The following is a 13,686-nucleotide window of genomic DNA, read 5'->3' as shown; positions in this document are numbered from 1 at the left end:
GCTGCCCTGGCCGGGCGGGGTGACCGGTGCCCTGCTGCTGGCCGCCGTGAGCCTGGCGCTGCTGGTCGCCGTCCGGCGGCCGGTCCTCCGGCGGCTGGTCGCGGTCGTCGTGGTCGCGGTGGTGCTCGGCGCGCTGCCCGTCCGGCTGCTCGCCTCCGGCTGGCCACCGCCCGGTTGGGTGGTGGTCGCGTGCGCGGTGGGGCAGGGGGACGCCGTGGTGCTGCCGGTCGCCGCCGGCCGGGCCGTGGTGGTCGACGCCGGCCCGGACCCGTCCGGGGTGGACGGATGCCTGCGCCGGCTCGGCGTACGCGAGGTGTCGCTGCTGGTGGTCAGCCACTTCCACGCCGACCATGTGGGCGGGGTGGCCGGGGTGTTCCGGGGCCGGCGGGTGGCGGCGGTGGCGACCCCGCAGTGGTCCGAGCCGCCCTACGGCGTCGCCCAGGTACGCGACGCGGCGCGCGAGGGCGGCAGCCCGCTGGCGCCGGTGCCGGCGGGCTGGCGGTGGCGGGCCGGGGCGGTCGAGCTGGTCGCGATCGGGCCGCCGTACCCGCTGCGCGGCAGCCGGTCCGACCCGAACAACAACTCCCTGGTGCTGGCCGCCACCGTGCACGGGGTGCGGATCCTGCTGCCCGGCGACGCCGAGACCGAGGAGCAGCGGGCGCTGCTGGAGACGGTGCCGGCCGGCGCGATCCGGGCCGACGTGCTGAAGGTGGCCCATCACGGGTCGGCGTACCAGGATCCGGAGTTCCTCGCGGCGGTCCGCCCGGCGGTCGCGCTGGTCTGCGTGGGCGTCGGCAACGACTACGGGCATCCCAACCCGGGCCTGCTGGACCGGCTGACCCGGGCGGGCGCCCGGGTGCTGCGCACCGACACGGACGGCGACGTGGCCGCGGTGCGCGCCGGCAACGGCCTGGCGGTGGTGGCCCGCGGGACCGGCCCGGGGCGGCGGAGGTGAGACCGGTCCGGGAAGTACCCCGAGAATCGAGGCGGCTTATTGGGGTAACTGGTAGATCGACGCAAATGTCTGGATTTGCGCTGAGTGCGGGCTGTGCCGTCACAGTCCCCGATGACCAGGCACGATCCGGTCGGAGGCCGTGCGAATATGGGCGACGTGACCCCCGCCAGCCTGCCCCCTATTCTGCTCGTTCTCGGCGACGAGGAACTGCTCGCCACGCGAGCCGTCTCCGAAGCCGTCGCCCGGGCCCGCAGCGTCGACCCGGATGTGGACGTCCGGGAGTACCAGGCCGGCTCGCTGGCGGTGGGGGAGATCGCCGAGATGCTCAGCCCGTCGCTGTTCGGCGGTCGCCGGGTGCTCGTGCTCCGTGCCGGCCAGGACGCCCGCAAGGACCTGGTCACCGCCCTGCTCGGATACGCGAAGAACCCGGACCCGGACGTGCAGCTCCTGGTGCTGCACCTGGGCGGCGCCAAGGGCAAGGCGTTCGCCGACGGGCTGCGGGCCGCCGGCGCGACCGTGGTGCCGGCGGCGAAGCTCAAGGGCCACCGGGAGCGGGTCGCCTTCGTCCGGGACGAGATCCGCCGCAGCGGCGGCAAGTGCACCGAGGACGCGGCCGAGGCGCTGATCGCGGCCGTCGGCACCGACCTGCGTGAGCTGGCCGCCGCCTGCTCCCAGCTCGTCGCCGACACCGACGGGCGGATCGGGGCCGACACGGTGTCCCGCTACTACCGGGGGCGGGTCGAGGTGACCGGCTTCACGGTGGCCGATGCGACGATGGTCGGCGACGTCCCCGGCGCCCTGGAGGCGCTGCGCTGGGCGCTGCACGTCGGTGTCGACCCGGTGCCGATCGCCGACGCCCTCGCCGACGGGGTGCGGACCGTTGCCCGGGTCGCCTCGGCCGGGCGGGGCAGCCCCTACCAGCTGGCGAGCAGCCTGGGCATGCCGGCGTGGAAGATCGAGCGGGCCCAGCGGCAGGGCCGGGGCTGGACGCCGGAGGGCCTCGTGGAGGCCATGCGGGCGGCCGCCGAGTGCAACGCCGCGGTCAAGGGCGGCGCCGACGACCGGGCGTACGCGCTGGAGCGGGCCGTGTTCTCCGTGGCCGCGGCGCGGCAGGGTGGCGGCCGGTGACCCGAACGTGGTCGACGGTCCCGGCGGACGAGGAGCGGTACCGGCCGCTCTACGCCCGGGTCCTCGGGCTGCGTTTCGTCAACCCGGGCGGGGTGCTCTGCTTCCTCTTCTTCGAGGGCGCCGTGGCGCTGGCCGTGCTGCTCGCCCTCGCCGAGCTGGTGACCTGGTGGGCGGTACTGGTGCTGCCGGCGGCGGTGGCGGCCATGGTGAAGCTCAACGACATGGTCGCCGAAATGGTGATCCGCACCGCGGCGCAGGTGCCGGAGCAGGAGCGGGACCGCTTCCGCCGGCAGATGGAACCGGTGGTCGGCCGGGCCAGCGTGCCGTCCACGGCCAGGGCGCTGCCCGGCGTGGCGCTGGCCGGTGAGCCGGCGTTGCGGGCGGCCCGCCCCGCCGACCCGCCCGGCGAGGGTGAGCGCTGGCCGGACCCGGCCCGGCACGACCCGTACCGCTGACCGAGGCCCGGGCACGACCCGTACCGCTGGCCGAGGCCGGGCAAGCATTCGTACCGCTGACCGGATGCGGAAACGCAGACGGCCGGAAGCCCCGGGGCGGTAACCCCGGGGCTTCCGGTCAGGTCTTAGGCGCTCGTCAGGCCGAGAACGAGGCGACGCGCTTGGCGATCGCCGACTTCCGGTTGGCCGCCTGGTTGGCGTGGATGACACCCTTGCTGGCAGCCTTGTCCAGCTTGCGGGTGGCCTCACGCATCAGGGTGGTGGCCTTCTCGGCGTCGCCCGCCTCGGCAGCCTCGTTGAACTTCCGGATGGCGGTCTTCAGCGACGACTTGACCGACTTGTTACGCAGCCGGCGCTTCTCGTTCTGCCGGTTGCGCTTGATCTGGGACTTGATGTTCGCCACGCGACAGCCTCGTCTTGATAGCTCGGGTTGGTCTGCTTTCGCACACGACGGACATGCGTCATCGCCGCGCGAAAAACCAGGTTACCAGGTCGCCCGGCGGCGAGCCAAAACGCCTCCGGTGCCCCGGGGCGCCCGCCCTGCTCAACCCGGCCCGGCGCCCCGGTCGGGCCGCGCACCGGCGCGACCCTGATCCTCGCGAAGCCCGCTGCGGGCCGGCTCGGCGCCCGTCCCGGCGCCGGCAGGATCCGTCGCCGCCGCGCACACCGAGGTCGGCCCGGTCCAGGCAGTACGGCGGGTGTCCCCGGGGCGGGCAGCCGCACTGTCGGGGACCGCGTTCAGGCCCAGCCCTGGCGGGCGGCGAGCCAGGACAGGGCCTGAACGCCGCTCCAGCGCTGGTGGGCCCGGAGGTGCGGGGACGCGGTGGACGGGCTGGCGGCGGCGCCGGTGAGGAAGTAGCCGGAGAGTGCGGCGAGGGTCACGTCGAGCGCGTCGGCGGGGGCGCCGGCGGCGGCCGGGTGGCCGGCGAACGCGGCGTCCGCGTCGAGGCCGCTGGCGTACCCGGTGATCAGCAGCGTGACCAGGTCGAACCAGGCCGGCCCGTGGCAGAGCCAGTTCCAGTCGCAGATCCAGGCCCGGCCGGCCGCGTCCAGCAGGACGTTGTCCACCCGCAGGTCGCAGTGGGCCAGGCCGGGTGCGGCGTCGGCGTACCCGGGGAGGCGGGCCTCCAGAGCGGCCAGCTCGGGCAGCGGGGCCCAGGGCGGCAGCGCCGGCGCCGGTTCGCGGCCGGCGGCCACCTCGCCCCACCAGAGGATGTCGTCGCGGGCCAGGTCGGCGAGGCGCGGCAACCCGAGCGCCACGAGGTCCGCGGGCGGCGCGGCGAGCGCGGCGGCCACCTCGGCGTACGCGGTGAGGGCGGCGTCCAGCGCGGGCGGGGGACCGGCAGGCCGGCGGGGAGCCGGGCCAGGACGGCGGCCTCGTGGGCGTACCAGTCGACCAGGTGCCGCTGCTCCGCCAGCGCCGCCGCCTTCACGAAGACCGGCTCGCCGGTGGGGCCGGTGAGCACGGCGGCGAAGCCGCGGGTGAAGCCCGCCCCGGCCGGGCGGACCGCCACCGGGTGCCCGCCGAGCCGGGCGGCCAGCGCGTCGCGAAGCCCGGCCGGCAGCTCAGCCCAGTCCGGCCGGTCGGCGGTGCCGTCGTACGGCACCGGGGGCAGGGAGATCGCGCGCACCCACCCATGCTGCCGCACCGGGACGTCGGTGTGCTCTGCCAGACTGGCCAGCCATGAGGACCGACGAGTTCTGGCAGTTGATCGACGCCGCCCGGGCCGGGGGCGGGGGAGAGCCGGCGGCGGTCGCCGCCCGGGCCGTGGCGCTGCTCGCCGAGCGGGACCCGGAGGAGATCGTCGGGTACGCCCACCACCAGCAGCGGGTGCTCGCCGCGTCGTACCAGGTCGACCTCTGGGGCGCGGCGTACCTGATCAACGGGGGCGCCTCGGACGACGGCTTCGAGTACTTCCGGGGCTGGTTGATGACCCAGGGCCGGGCGGTGTTCGCGGGGGCGGTCGCCGACCCGGACTCGCTGGCCGAGCTGCCGCAGGTCCGGGCCGCCGCGCTCAGCGGCGAGGAGTTCGAGTGCGAGGACATGCTCGCGGTGCCGTGGGAGGCGTACCGGAAGGCCACCGCGGCCGACCTGCCGGCGGTCCGGGACCCGGTGCGGGCGCCCGACCTGAACGACTTCTGGGACTTCGACGACGAGGACGAGGCGCGACGGCGCCTGCCGAAGCTCGCCGCTCTCTTCGTCGAGCCGCCGGAGGAGTGACGCCGGAGAGGTGACGGGGGAGCACCGGCGCGTCCCGGCCGACGTGGGAGCATAGAGGGGGCCGGCGGCGCGCCGGCCCGCTCACGTCAGCCGACCAGAACGGACCGCTGTGCCACCGACGCTCGATCCCGGCGCGAACGCTCCTGGTGCCACCGACCCGGCGCGCATCAGGAACTTCTGCATCATCGCCCACATCGACCACGGGAAGTCGACCCTGGCCGACCGGATGCTGCAGCTCACCGGCGTGGTCGACCCCCGGCAGATGCGTGCCCAGTACCTCGACCGGATGGACATCGAGCGCGAGCGCGGCATCACCATCAAGAGCCAGGCCGTCCGGATGCCGTGGACCATCCGCGAGGGCGACCGGGCCGGCGAGACCGCCGTGCTCAACATGATCGACACCCCGGGCCACGTGGACTTCACCTACGAGGTGTCCCGGTCCCTGGCGGCCTGCGAGGGCGCCATCCTGCTGGTCGACGCCGCCCAGGGCATCGAGGCGCAGACGCTGGCCAACCTCTACCTGGCGCTCGAGAACGACCTGCACATCATCCCGGTGCTCAACAAGATCGACCTGCCGGCCGCCCAGCCGGAGAAGTACGCCGAGGAGCTGGCCCACCTGATCGGCGGCGACCCGGCGGACTGCATCCGGGTCTCCGGCAAGACCGGTGAGGGCGTGCCGCACCTGCTCGACGAGATCGTCCGGCAGTTCGTGCCCCCGGTCGGCCAGGCCGACGCCCCGGCCCGCGCCATGATCTTCGACTCGGTGTACGACGTCTACCGCGGCGTGGTCACCTACGTCCGGGTGATCGACGGGCTGATCAGCGCCCGGGACCGGATCAAGATGATGTCCACCGGCGCCGTCCACGAGCTGCTGGAGATCGGCGTCATCTCGCCGGAGATGGTGAAGGCCGACGCGCTCGGGGTCGGCGAGGTGGGCTACCTGATCACCGGTGTGAAGGACGTCCGCCAGTCCCGGGTGGGCGACACGGTCACCATCAACGCCAACCCGGCCAAGGAGGCGCTGGGCGGCTACAAGGACCCGAAGCCGATGGTCTACTCCGGCCTCTACCCGATCGACGGGTCCGACTACCCCAACCTCCGCGAGGCGCTGGACAAGCTCAAGCTCAACGACGCCGCCCTGGTGTACGAGCCGGAGACCTCGGGCGCGCTGGGCTTCGGCTTCCGCTGCGGCTTCCTCGGCCTGCTGCACCTGGAGATCATCCGGGAGCGGCTGGAGCGGGAGTTCAACCTCGACCTCATCTCCACCGCGCCGAACGTGGTCTACCGGGCCATCCAGGAGGACGGCGTGGAGATCGTGGTGACCAACCCGAGCGAGTACCCGACCGGCAAGATCGCCGAGGTGTACGAGCCGACGGTGCGGGCCACCGTGCTGACCCCGAACGACTATGTCGGCGCGGTGATGGAGTTGTGCCAGGGCCGGCGGGGCAGCCTGCTCGGCATGGACTACCTCTCCGCCGACCGGGTGGAGCTGCGCTACACCCTCCCGCTGGCCGAGATCATCTTCGACTTCTTCGACCAGCTCAAGAGCCGCACCAAGGGCTACGCCTCGCTGGACTACGAGCCCTCCGGCGAGCAGGCGTCCGACCTGGTCAAGGTCGACATCCTGCTGCACGGCGAGCCGGTGGACGCGTTCAGCGCGATCGTGCACAAGGACAAGGCGTACAACTACGGCACCACGATCGCGGCGAAGCTGCGCTCGCTGATCCCGCGCCAGCAGTTCGAGGTGCCGATCCAGGCGGCCATCGGCAGCCGGGTGATCGCCCGGGAGACCATCCGCGCCATCCGCAAGGACGTGCTCGCCAAGTGCTACGGCGGTGACATCAGCCGGAAGCGCAAGCTGCTGGAGAAGCAGAAGGAGGGCAAGAAGCGGATGAAGATGGTGGGCCGGGTGGAGGTCCCGCAGGAGGCCTTCATCGCCGCGCTCTCCTCCGACTCCGCCGATGGCAAGCCCGCCGGTAAGAAGTAACGCGTCCACGCCACGGCCGGCGCCCCTGTGCGGGGTGCCGGCCGTTCGCGTACCCGGAGATTTTTCCTTGCCGGCGCGCCTGCGCGGAACCGCTCCCACCTGCGGAATCCACGGCGGGCCGGAACCGACGCACGGCGGCGCGGCGGGCGGGGCGGGGAGTGAGTCGGTTTGGTTTTTCGGCGGCTCGGGAACTTACCGGTCACGACAGGAACCACGCAGACCGTGTGAAACCTTTAGAAGGAGACAACCGTGACCGTCTGGGGCATCATCACCGCGCTCGTCGTTGGTCTGATCGTCGGCGCGCTGGGCCGCCTGGTCGTTCCGGGCCGCCAGAACATGCCGATGTGGCTGCACATGCTGATCGGCGTGGGCGCCGCGCTGCTGGGCACCGTCCTGGCCCGCGCCGTCGGTATCGCCACCGAGACCGCCGGCATCGACTGGATGGAGCTGCTGGTGCAGGTCGTGCTGGCCGCCATCGCCGTGGCCCTGGTGGCCGGCGTGGGCCGTCGCCGCAGCGTCTCGCGCTACTGACGCACCCCTAAAGCGCCTCAGCGGGCGCCCGACCGGCCGGTCGGGCGCCCGCTGGCGTTTGCGCCCGGCCGGCGAACGGGCATTGAACGCGGTCAGCGCGGGAAATGGCCGGCCGGCCGCTTCCCCGCGCCCGGATCCGCCCAGGAAAGCCCAGCTCAGAGCAGTCCGGAGCAATTCGTCACCGGAGTCGGTTTGGATTTTCGGCGGGTCGGGCACTTAGCGGTCACGACAGGAACACACGAGACCGTGTGACTCATTCTGAGAGAAGGAGGGCGACCGTGGAGCTCACCGTTTGGGGCATCATCACCGCGCTCATCGTTGGTCTGATCGTCGGCGCTCTGGGCCGCCTGGTCGTCCCGGGCCGCCAGAACATGCCGATGTGGCTGCACATGCTGATCGGCGTCGGCGCCGCGCTGCTGGGCACGATCGTCGCGCGGGCGTCCGGCTTCGCCGACACGGCCGGCATCGACTGGCGCGAGCTGCTGCTGCAGGTTCTGTTCGCCGCCATCGGCGTGGCCCTGGTGGCCGGCGTGGGGCGCCGCCGCGGCGTCTCGCGCTACTGACCCCCATCCCCCGAAGCGCTCCAGCGGGCGCCCGACCGACCGGTCGGGCGCCCGCTTCCGTCTCCCCCTGAACTGCCCGGACGGCACGCCTGCCGCCCGGGCGTCCGGCTGCGATACCGTCGCCACGGCCGTCCGCCGCGGGTACCCCCTGTTGTAAAGGAAATTTTCCTACTAAGGTGCGGCGGAGAAGGTTAGTGCCAACCGGCCCCGAGGGAGATATGGCGTGAACAGGTGGAAGCGGCTGGCTCCGGTCACCGCCATCGTGGCGTCGGCCGCGATGGTGCTGTCCGGATGCGGTGGCTCCGACGACGACGACAAGGCCGCGGACAACAGCAAGCTGACGGTCTGGATGATGGGTGAGGGCGGCGACGCCCAGACCAAGTTCCTCGACGGCGTCGAGGCGGAGTTCAAGAAGAAGCACCCCGAGACCGACGTCGTGGTGCAGTACATCCCCTGGCTCGAGGCGCCGAAGAAGTTCCAGGCCGCGCTCGCCGGCGGTGAGGGGCCGGACGTCACCGAGCTGGGCAACACCGAGACCCAGGGCTGGGCGGCGCAGGAGGCCCTCGCCGACGTCACCGGGAAGTTCAACGGCTGGTCCGAGGGGAAGGACATCCTTCCCGACCTGGTCAAGAACGCCCAGCTCGACGGCAAGCAGTACGGCGTTCCGTGGTACGCCGGCGTCCGGGCCATCTACTACCGCACCGACTGGTTCGCCGAGGCGGGCGTGAAGCCGCCGACGACCTGGGACGAGCTGGTCGCCACCGCGAAGGCCGTTCAGGCCAAGAAGCCGGGCACGTACGGCATCGCCCTGCCCGGCAACTCCGAGCTGCCGTTCTACTCCTTCCTCTGGGCCGCCGGCGCGGAGATCGCCACCAAGGACGGCGACAGCTGGAAGTCTGGCTACAACACGCCGGAGGCACAGAAGGCGGTCAAGTTCTGGACCGACCTGGTGACCGTGCACAAGGTCGCCCCGCCGGCCGCCGCCGGCTGGAACGAGGTCGACGCCCGTACCCAGTTCGCCACCGGCAAGGCCGCCATGGCGTTCGCCGGTAGCTGGCAGGGTGGCGCGATGAAGAAGGACAACCCGGACATCGAGAAGGTGTGGGGCACGTTCCCCATCCCCGGTCCGGACGGCAAGGCCGCCCCGGCCTTCGCCGGTGGTTCCGACATCGCCCTCTGGAAGGACAGCAAGCGCCAGGACCTGGCGTGGGACTACCTGACCGTGCTGCTGAGCAAGCAGAAGGACCAGGAGTTCGCCAGCAGCCTCGGCTTCTTCCCGGTCTACAAGGACCTGGTCAGCGGCGGCAACTACGCCAACGACAAGGTGATGGCGGCGTTCGCCACCGCCATGCAGAACACCAAGCTGACCCCGCTCACCCCGAAGTGGGTGGAGGTGAGCCGGACCAAGACGGTGACCCAGGCCATGAACAGCTCGGTCATCAAGGGGCAAAAGACGGTCGAGAAGGCCACCGCCGACGCGGCCACCGAGATGGAAAGCATTCTCAACGCCAAGTGACCACGCTGACCAAGGCCACCGGCGAAGCCGCCGCGCGGGAGACCCCCGCGCGGCGGCGCCGCGTGGACCGCCTCCCGTACCTGTTGCTCCTGCCCTGCCTGGCGATCATCGGGGTGCTGCTGCTCTGGCCGCTCGGCCAGGTCGTGATGATGTCCTTCTACAAGCTGGACAGCGTCCGGCAGCTGCGGGGGGACCGCGAGTGGCCGTGGGTGGGCCTGGCCAACTACGCGCAGATCCTCGGCGACCCGTTCTTCCGTACGGTGCTGCGCAACACCGTGCTCTTCGCCGTGGCCAACGTGGTGCTCACCATGATCCTCGGCACCCTGGTCGGGCTGCTGCTCAACCGGCTCGGGAAGAAGATGGCCACCTTCGTGGCGAGCTGCGTGATGCTGGCCTGGGCCACCCCGGCGCTGACCGGCACCATCGTCTGGAAGTGGATCTTCGACGACACCAGCGGCCTGGTCACCTGGCTGTTCAACAAGCTTCCGGACGGGCTCTCCACGGCCGTGTTCGGGCGCAGCGACTGGACCGGCTACGGCTGGTTCAACGACCCGCTGCTCTTCTTCGCCATCCTGACCCTCGTGGTGGTCTGGCACTCGTTCCCGTTCATCGCGGTCAGCGTGCTGGCCGGATTGAAGAGCGTGCCGAGCGAGCTCCAGGAGGCCGCCCGGGTGGACGGGGCCGGGCCGTGGCGGGTCTTCTGGTCGGTCACGTTCCCGATGCTGCGTCCGGTCTTCGGCATCCTCGTGGTGCTCTCCACGATCTGGGACTTCAAGGTCTTCACCCAGCAGTTCGTGCTGGCCGGCGGCACCCAGGACCGGTCGACCTTCATGCTCTCCATCTACTCCTACGCGGAGGCGTTCTCGCCGCCGCCCAAGTACGGCCTGGGCTCCTCGATCGCCGTCATCCTCACCCTGATACTGCTCGTGGTGACCGGCGTGTACGTCCGTATGGTGCTCCGGCAGGAGGACGAGTCGTGAAGAAGATCGCCCTCAACGGCGCCGGCCTGCTGGTCGCGCTCTTCGCGGCCTTCCCGGTCTACTGGATGGTCGCCACCTCGCTGAAGCCCAACCGGGAGATCTTCTCGGCCACGCCGCGCCCGGTGCCGGCGAAGCCGACCCTGGAGCACTACCGGGAGATCCTCACCGGCAACCTGATCCCGGGCGTGACCTTCACCGACTTCTTCCTCAACAGCGCGCTGGTCGCGGTGGCCACCGTGGTGCTGAGCGGGCTGGTCGCGCTGCTCGCCGCGACCGCGGTGGCCCGGTTCCGCTTCAAGCTGCGCACCACCTTCCTGATCCTGCTGCTGGTGGTGCAGATGATCCCGCTGGAGGCGCTGGTCATCCCGCTGTTCCTGATGATCCAGCGGCTCGGCCTCTACAACACCCTGCCCAGCCTGATCCTGACGTACCTCGGCTTCTCGCTGCCGTTCGCGGTCTGGATGCTGCGCGGTTTCGTGGCCGCGGTGCCCAAGGAGCTGGAGGAGGCGGCGGCGATCGACGGGGCCAGCCGGGCCCAGACCTTCCGCAAGGTCCTCTTCCCGCTGGTCGCGCCCGGCCTGGTGGCGACCAGCATCTTCTCCTTCATCACCGCGTGGAACGAGCTGATCTTCGCGTTGACCTTCATCAACGACCAGCACAAGTACACGCTGCCGGTGGCCATGACGTTCTTCTTCGGGCGGGACGACACGGCGTGGGGCTCGGTGATGGCCGCCTCGACGCTGTTCACCCTGCCGGTGATCGTCTTCTTCCTGCTGGTCCAGCGCCGGATGGTGTCCGGCCTGGTGGCCGGGGCCGTCAAGGGCTGAGCCGCCCGCCGGGCGCCCGGCAAACCCGGTTCCGTGCGCCCGGCGGCGGCCCCTAGGCTGACCGCCATGACGGGCAGGCTGGCGGCGGTGAACCTCGGCATCGTGACCGAGGCGGAGTGGGCGGGCGACGAGAGCGGTCGCAGCGGCATCGACAAGCGGCCGGTCGACGGTCGGGTGGCCATCCGGTTCGGCGGCGTCACCGGCGACTTCATCGGCGAGCGGGCCCACCACGGCGGCCCCGACCAGGCGGTCTACGCGTACGCCGAGGAGGACGCCGGCTGGTGGGCCGGCGAGCTGGGCCGAACGCTGCGGCCGGGCGCCTTCGGCGAGAACCTCACCACCTGGGCGGTGGACGTCACCGGGGCGGTGATCGGCGAGCGCTGGGCGGTCGGCTCGGCGCTGCTGGAGGTGACCAAGCCGCGCACCCCGTGCACCACCTTCGCCGGGTTCTGGGGCGTGCGCGACCTGATCAAGCGGTTCACGGTCCGGGGCGCGCCCGGGGCGTACCTGCGCGTGCTGCGCGAGGGCGACGTGGGCGCCGGCGATCCCGTCGAGGTGGTCGACCGGCCGGCGCACGGCGTGACGATCGGCGAGGTGTTCCGGGCGACCACGCTGGAGCCGGAACTGCTGCCGCGCCTGCTCGACGTGCCGGAGCTGCCCGAGTCGGTGCGGGAGAAGGTCCGCCGCCGCCTCGGCGCCGCCGCCGGCTGACCGTCGGGCGGCCCCGGCACCGCGCCGGGTCGGGGCGGACCGGTCAGGCCGCGGCGAAGACCTCGGCCAGCACCTGGGTGGCCGGGTCGCCCTTCACCTTGGTCCAGGTGCCCTGCTCGGCCGTCCACTCCAGCTCGCCGAAGCGGACCCGCTTCACCCCGTGGTCGTCGGCGTGCGAGACCAGCCAGTGGGCGTACCGCCAGCCGTTGCGGCTGTCGGCGGCCGGCACGGTCAGCCCGGTCAGGTCGGTGGCCGAGTTCAGCTCCGGCAGGCCCCAGTCCAGGGCCAGGCTCTGCATGAGGGCGGTGGCGGCGGCCGGGCCGCGCATCGTCGGCGTCGGACCGACCGTGCAGGCCACCGCGCCGGTCGCGTTGCCGAGCAGGGCGCGGGTGAGGATCTGCGACTCGTCCGCCCACTTCTCGTACGCCTCGGGGTAGGCCGACCGCTGCACCCGCTGGGCGGCCTCGGTGACCCGCAGCTTCTCCCAGCCCTTGACCTTCTTCAACGCGGCGTAGAACTTCTTCGCCGCGTAGCGCGGGTCGCGGATCTCCTCGGGTGTGCCCCAGCCCTGGCTCGGGCGCTGCTGGAACAGGCCGAGCGAGTCCCGGTCGCCGTGCGCGATGTTGCGCAGGTGCGACTCCTGGTACGCCGTCGCCAGCGCCACCACCACGGCCCGCTCGGGCATCTTCCGCTGCACGCCGATCGCCGCGATGGTGGCCGCGTTGGCCATCTGGTCGGCGCTGAGCACGACCTCCCCGTCGGCCTGGACGGTGCAGGTCCGGCTGGCCAGTGGCAGCCGCAGGTGGTGCCCGAACTGCTTCGTGACGAACCAGACGCCGAGCAGGGCCAGCACGGCAACCACCACACCCGACGCCACGATCGCCGCTCGCGTTCGCACCCGCACCCCCAGTCCCGACAGTCCGCCCAGCGTACGTCGCCCACTCCAGTGTGCGGGTCGGCCGACCGGCCGCCTCCCGCTGCGTCACCGCCCCGGCACGCCCCGCCTCCGGTGCGCTCTCCGCCTCAGTCTCCGGCGGGCACCCAGGCCGCGGGCCGCTTCTCCCGGAACGCGAGGACGCCCTCCCGGCCCTCCTCGGACAGGAAGTACCCGGTGGAGAGGGCGGCCAACTCGGCGATCTCGGCCCGCAGGTCGGTGGCGGCCGGGCGGCGCAGCAGCTCCTTGGTCCCGGCGAGGGCCTTCGGCGCCCCCTTCACCAGCGAGGCGCGGTAGCGGTCCACCGCGGTGTCCAGCGCGTCCGCCGGCACGGCGGCGGTGACCAGGCCGATCTCGGCGGCCCGCCGGCCGTCGAAGGTGTCGCCGGTCAGGTACAGCTCGGCGGCGGCCCGGGGGTGCAGCCGGGGCAGCACGGTCGCCGAGATCACCGCCGGGATCACCCCGATCCGGACCTCGGTGAAGGCGAACGTGGCCTCCTCGGCGCAGATCGCCAGGTCCGCGGCGGCGATCAGGCCCAGCCCGCCGGCCCGCGCCGGCCCGGCCACCTTCGCCAGCACCGGCTTCGGGCACTCCCGGACAGCCACCAGCACCTCGCCCAGCATTCCGGCCGGCACCGTCCCGCTGGCGTACGCGGCGGCGGTCTCCTTCAGGTCCGCCCCGGAGCAGAACACCGGGCCGGTGTGGTCCAGCACGACGGCCCGGACCGCGTCGTCGGCGACCGCCGCGGCCAGCCCGGCCAGCAGCTCGGTCATCAGCGGGGTGGAGAGCGCGTTGCGGTTGTGCGGGCTGTCCAGGGTGAGGGTGGTCACCCCACGGGCCGTGGCGACCCGCACGAGAGCGTCCGGAGAGGTCATGCC

Annotated in this window: 14 protein-coding genes and 1 pseudogene; 11 read left to right on the top strand and 4 right to left on the bottom strand. The window is 72.4% G+C overall.

All coding sequences use genetic code 11. From position 1 onward, the window contains the following. The 3 genes from B0E53_RS12050 to B0E53_RS12040 form a co-directional block, all read left to right on the top strand. On the top strand, positions 1-955 hold a 955-nt coding region (locus tag B0E53_RS12050; RefSeq protein WP_146167651.1), incomplete at its 5' end, for an MBL fold metallo-hydrolase. Positions 956-1,102: 147 nt separating this feature from the next. Then, entirely contained in the window at positions 1,103-2,083 is a 981-nt protein-coding gene (gene holA, locus B0E53_RS12045) for a DNA polymerase III subunit delta (protein WP_107076137.1), read from the top strand. Next, positions 2,080-2,538, top strand: coding sequence for a hypothetical protein (locus tag B0E53_RS12040; RefSeq protein ID WP_246835356.1), 459 nt, complete (start codon positions 2,080-2,082; stop codon positions 2,536-2,538). Before holA ends, B0E53_RS12040 begins: the two co-directional genes overlap by 4 nt. A gap of 136 nt (positions 2,539-2,674) precedes the next feature. On the opposite strand, the gene rpsT is transcribed toward B0E53_RS12040, so the two are convergent. Together rpsT and B0E53_RS12030 are read right to left on the bottom strand one after the other, a co-directional pair. Next, positions 2,675-2,941, bottom strand: coding sequence for a 30S ribosomal protein S20 (rpsT, locus tag B0E53_RS12035; RefSeq protein WP_107076136.1), 267 nt, complete (start codon positions 2,939-2,941; stop codon positions 2,675-2,677). 335 nt (positions 2,942-3,276) lie between these two features. Further along, positions 3,277-4,169, bottom strand: a pseudogene (locus tag B0E53_RS12030) (phosphotransferase). Between the two features lie 53 nt (positions 4,170-4,222). Between B0E53_RS12030 and B0E53_RS12025 the strand changes: the two are divergent. The 8 genes from B0E53_RS12025 (at position 4,223) to B0E53_RS11990 (ending at position 11,874) form a co-directional block, all read left to right on the top strand. Then, positions 4,223-4,759: a DUF4240 domain-containing protein gene (locus B0E53_RS12025; RefSeq protein WP_107076135.1), complete on the top strand. Its 537-nt coding sequence runs from the start codon at positions 4,223-4,225 to the stop codon at positions 4,757-4,759. Positions 4,760-4,868: 109 nt separating this feature from the next. Then, positions 4,869-6,746 carry a translation elongation factor 4 gene (lepA, locus tag B0E53_RS12020; RefSeq protein ID WP_107076134.1) on the top strand — a complete coding sequence of 626 codons (1,878 nt, stop codon included), beginning with the start codon at positions 4,869-4,871 and terminating at the stop codon, positions 6,744-6,746. Between the two features lie 249 nt (positions 6,747-6,995). Next, positions 6,996-7,277, top strand: coding sequence for a GlsB/YeaQ/YmgE family stress response membrane protein (locus B0E53_RS12015; RefSeq protein WP_107076133.1), 282 nt, complete (start codon positions 6,996-6,998; stop codon positions 7,275-7,277). Positions 7,278-7,555: 278 nt separating this feature from the next. Beyond that, on the top strand, positions 7,556-7,840 hold the full coding sequence (locus B0E53_RS12010) for a GlsB/YeaQ/YmgE family stress response membrane protein (protein WP_091269914.1): 285 nt from the start codon (positions 7,556-7,558) through the stop codon (positions 7,838-7,840). A gap of 223 nt (positions 7,841-8,063) precedes the next feature. Beyond that, on the top strand, positions 8,064-9,356 hold the full coding sequence (locus B0E53_RS12005) for a sugar ABC transporter substrate-binding protein (protein ID WP_107076132.1): 1,293 nt from the start codon (positions 8,064-8,066) through the stop codon (positions 9,354-9,356). Continuing rightward, a complete protein-coding gene (locus B0E53_RS12000; protein WP_107076131.1) occupies positions 9,353-10,336 on the top strand; it encodes a sugar ABC transporter permease in 984 nt (327 codons plus the stop codon). Before B0E53_RS12005 ends, B0E53_RS12000 begins: the two co-directional genes overlap by 4 nt. Next, positions 10,333-11,163 carry a carbohydrate ABC transporter permease gene (locus tag B0E53_RS11995; RefSeq protein ID WP_107076130.1) on the top strand — a complete coding sequence of 277 codons (831 nt, stop codon included), beginning with the start codon at positions 10,333-10,335 and terminating at the stop codon, positions 11,161-11,163. The genes B0E53_RS12000 and B0E53_RS11995 overlap by 4 nt, the downstream gene beginning before the upstream one ends. Positions 11,164-11,229: 66 nt before the next feature. Next, the gene (locus tag B0E53_RS11990) at positions 11,230-11,874 is read left to right on the top strand and encodes an MOSC domain-containing protein (RefSeq protein ID WP_107076129.1); all 645 of its coding nucleotides are present in this window, start codon (positions 11,230-11,232) and stop codon (positions 11,872-11,874) included. Positions 11,875-11,917: 43 nt separating this feature from the next. Here the strand turns inward: B0E53_RS11990 and B0E53_RS11985 are convergent, their stop codons facing one another. Both B0E53_RS11985 and B0E53_RS11980 read right to left on the bottom strand, forming a co-directional pair. Next, a complete protein-coding gene (locus B0E53_RS11985; protein ID WP_210406031.1) occupies positions 11,918-12,778 on the bottom strand; it encodes a hypothetical protein in 861 nt (286 codons plus the stop codon). A 119-nt stretch (positions 12,779-12,897) separates the two neighbouring features. Continuing rightward, on the bottom strand, positions 12,898-13,683 hold the full coding sequence (locus B0E53_RS11980) for an enoyl-CoA hydratase-related protein (protein WP_107076138.1): 786 nt from the start codon (positions 13,681-13,683) through the stop codon (positions 12,898-12,900). Positions 13,684-13,686: the final 3 nt, after the last annotated feature.

Origin of the sequence: Micromonospora sp. MH33, assembly GCF_003013775.1 — a bacterium.
GTDB lineage: Bacteria > Actinomycetota > Actinomycetes > Mycobacteriales > Micromonosporaceae > Micromonospora > Micromonospora fulviviridis.
Note: the sequence above shows the minus strand (reverse complement) of the source record. Positions and strands in the feature narration are given on the sequence as shown.

What these genes read in the sequence shown, in the direction of transcription:
- holA (WP_107076137.1), top strand. Translation starts at nt 1,103, where the DNA reads ATGGGCGACGTGACCCCCGCCAGCCTGCCCCCTATTCTGCTCGTTCTC.
- B0E53_RS12025 (WP_107076135.1), top strand. Translation starts at nt 4,223, where the DNA reads ATGAGGACCGACGAGTTCTGGCAGTTGATCGACGCCGCCCGGGCCGGG.
- B0E53_RS11990 (WP_107076129.1), top strand. Translation starts at nt 11,230, where the DNA reads ATGACGGGCAGGCTGGCGGCGGTGAACCTCGGCATCGTGACCGAGGCG.
- B0E53_RS11980 (WP_107076138.1), bottom strand. Translation starts at nt 13,683, where the DNA reads ATGACCTCTCCGGACGCTCTCGTGCGGGTCGCCACGGCCCGTGGGGTG.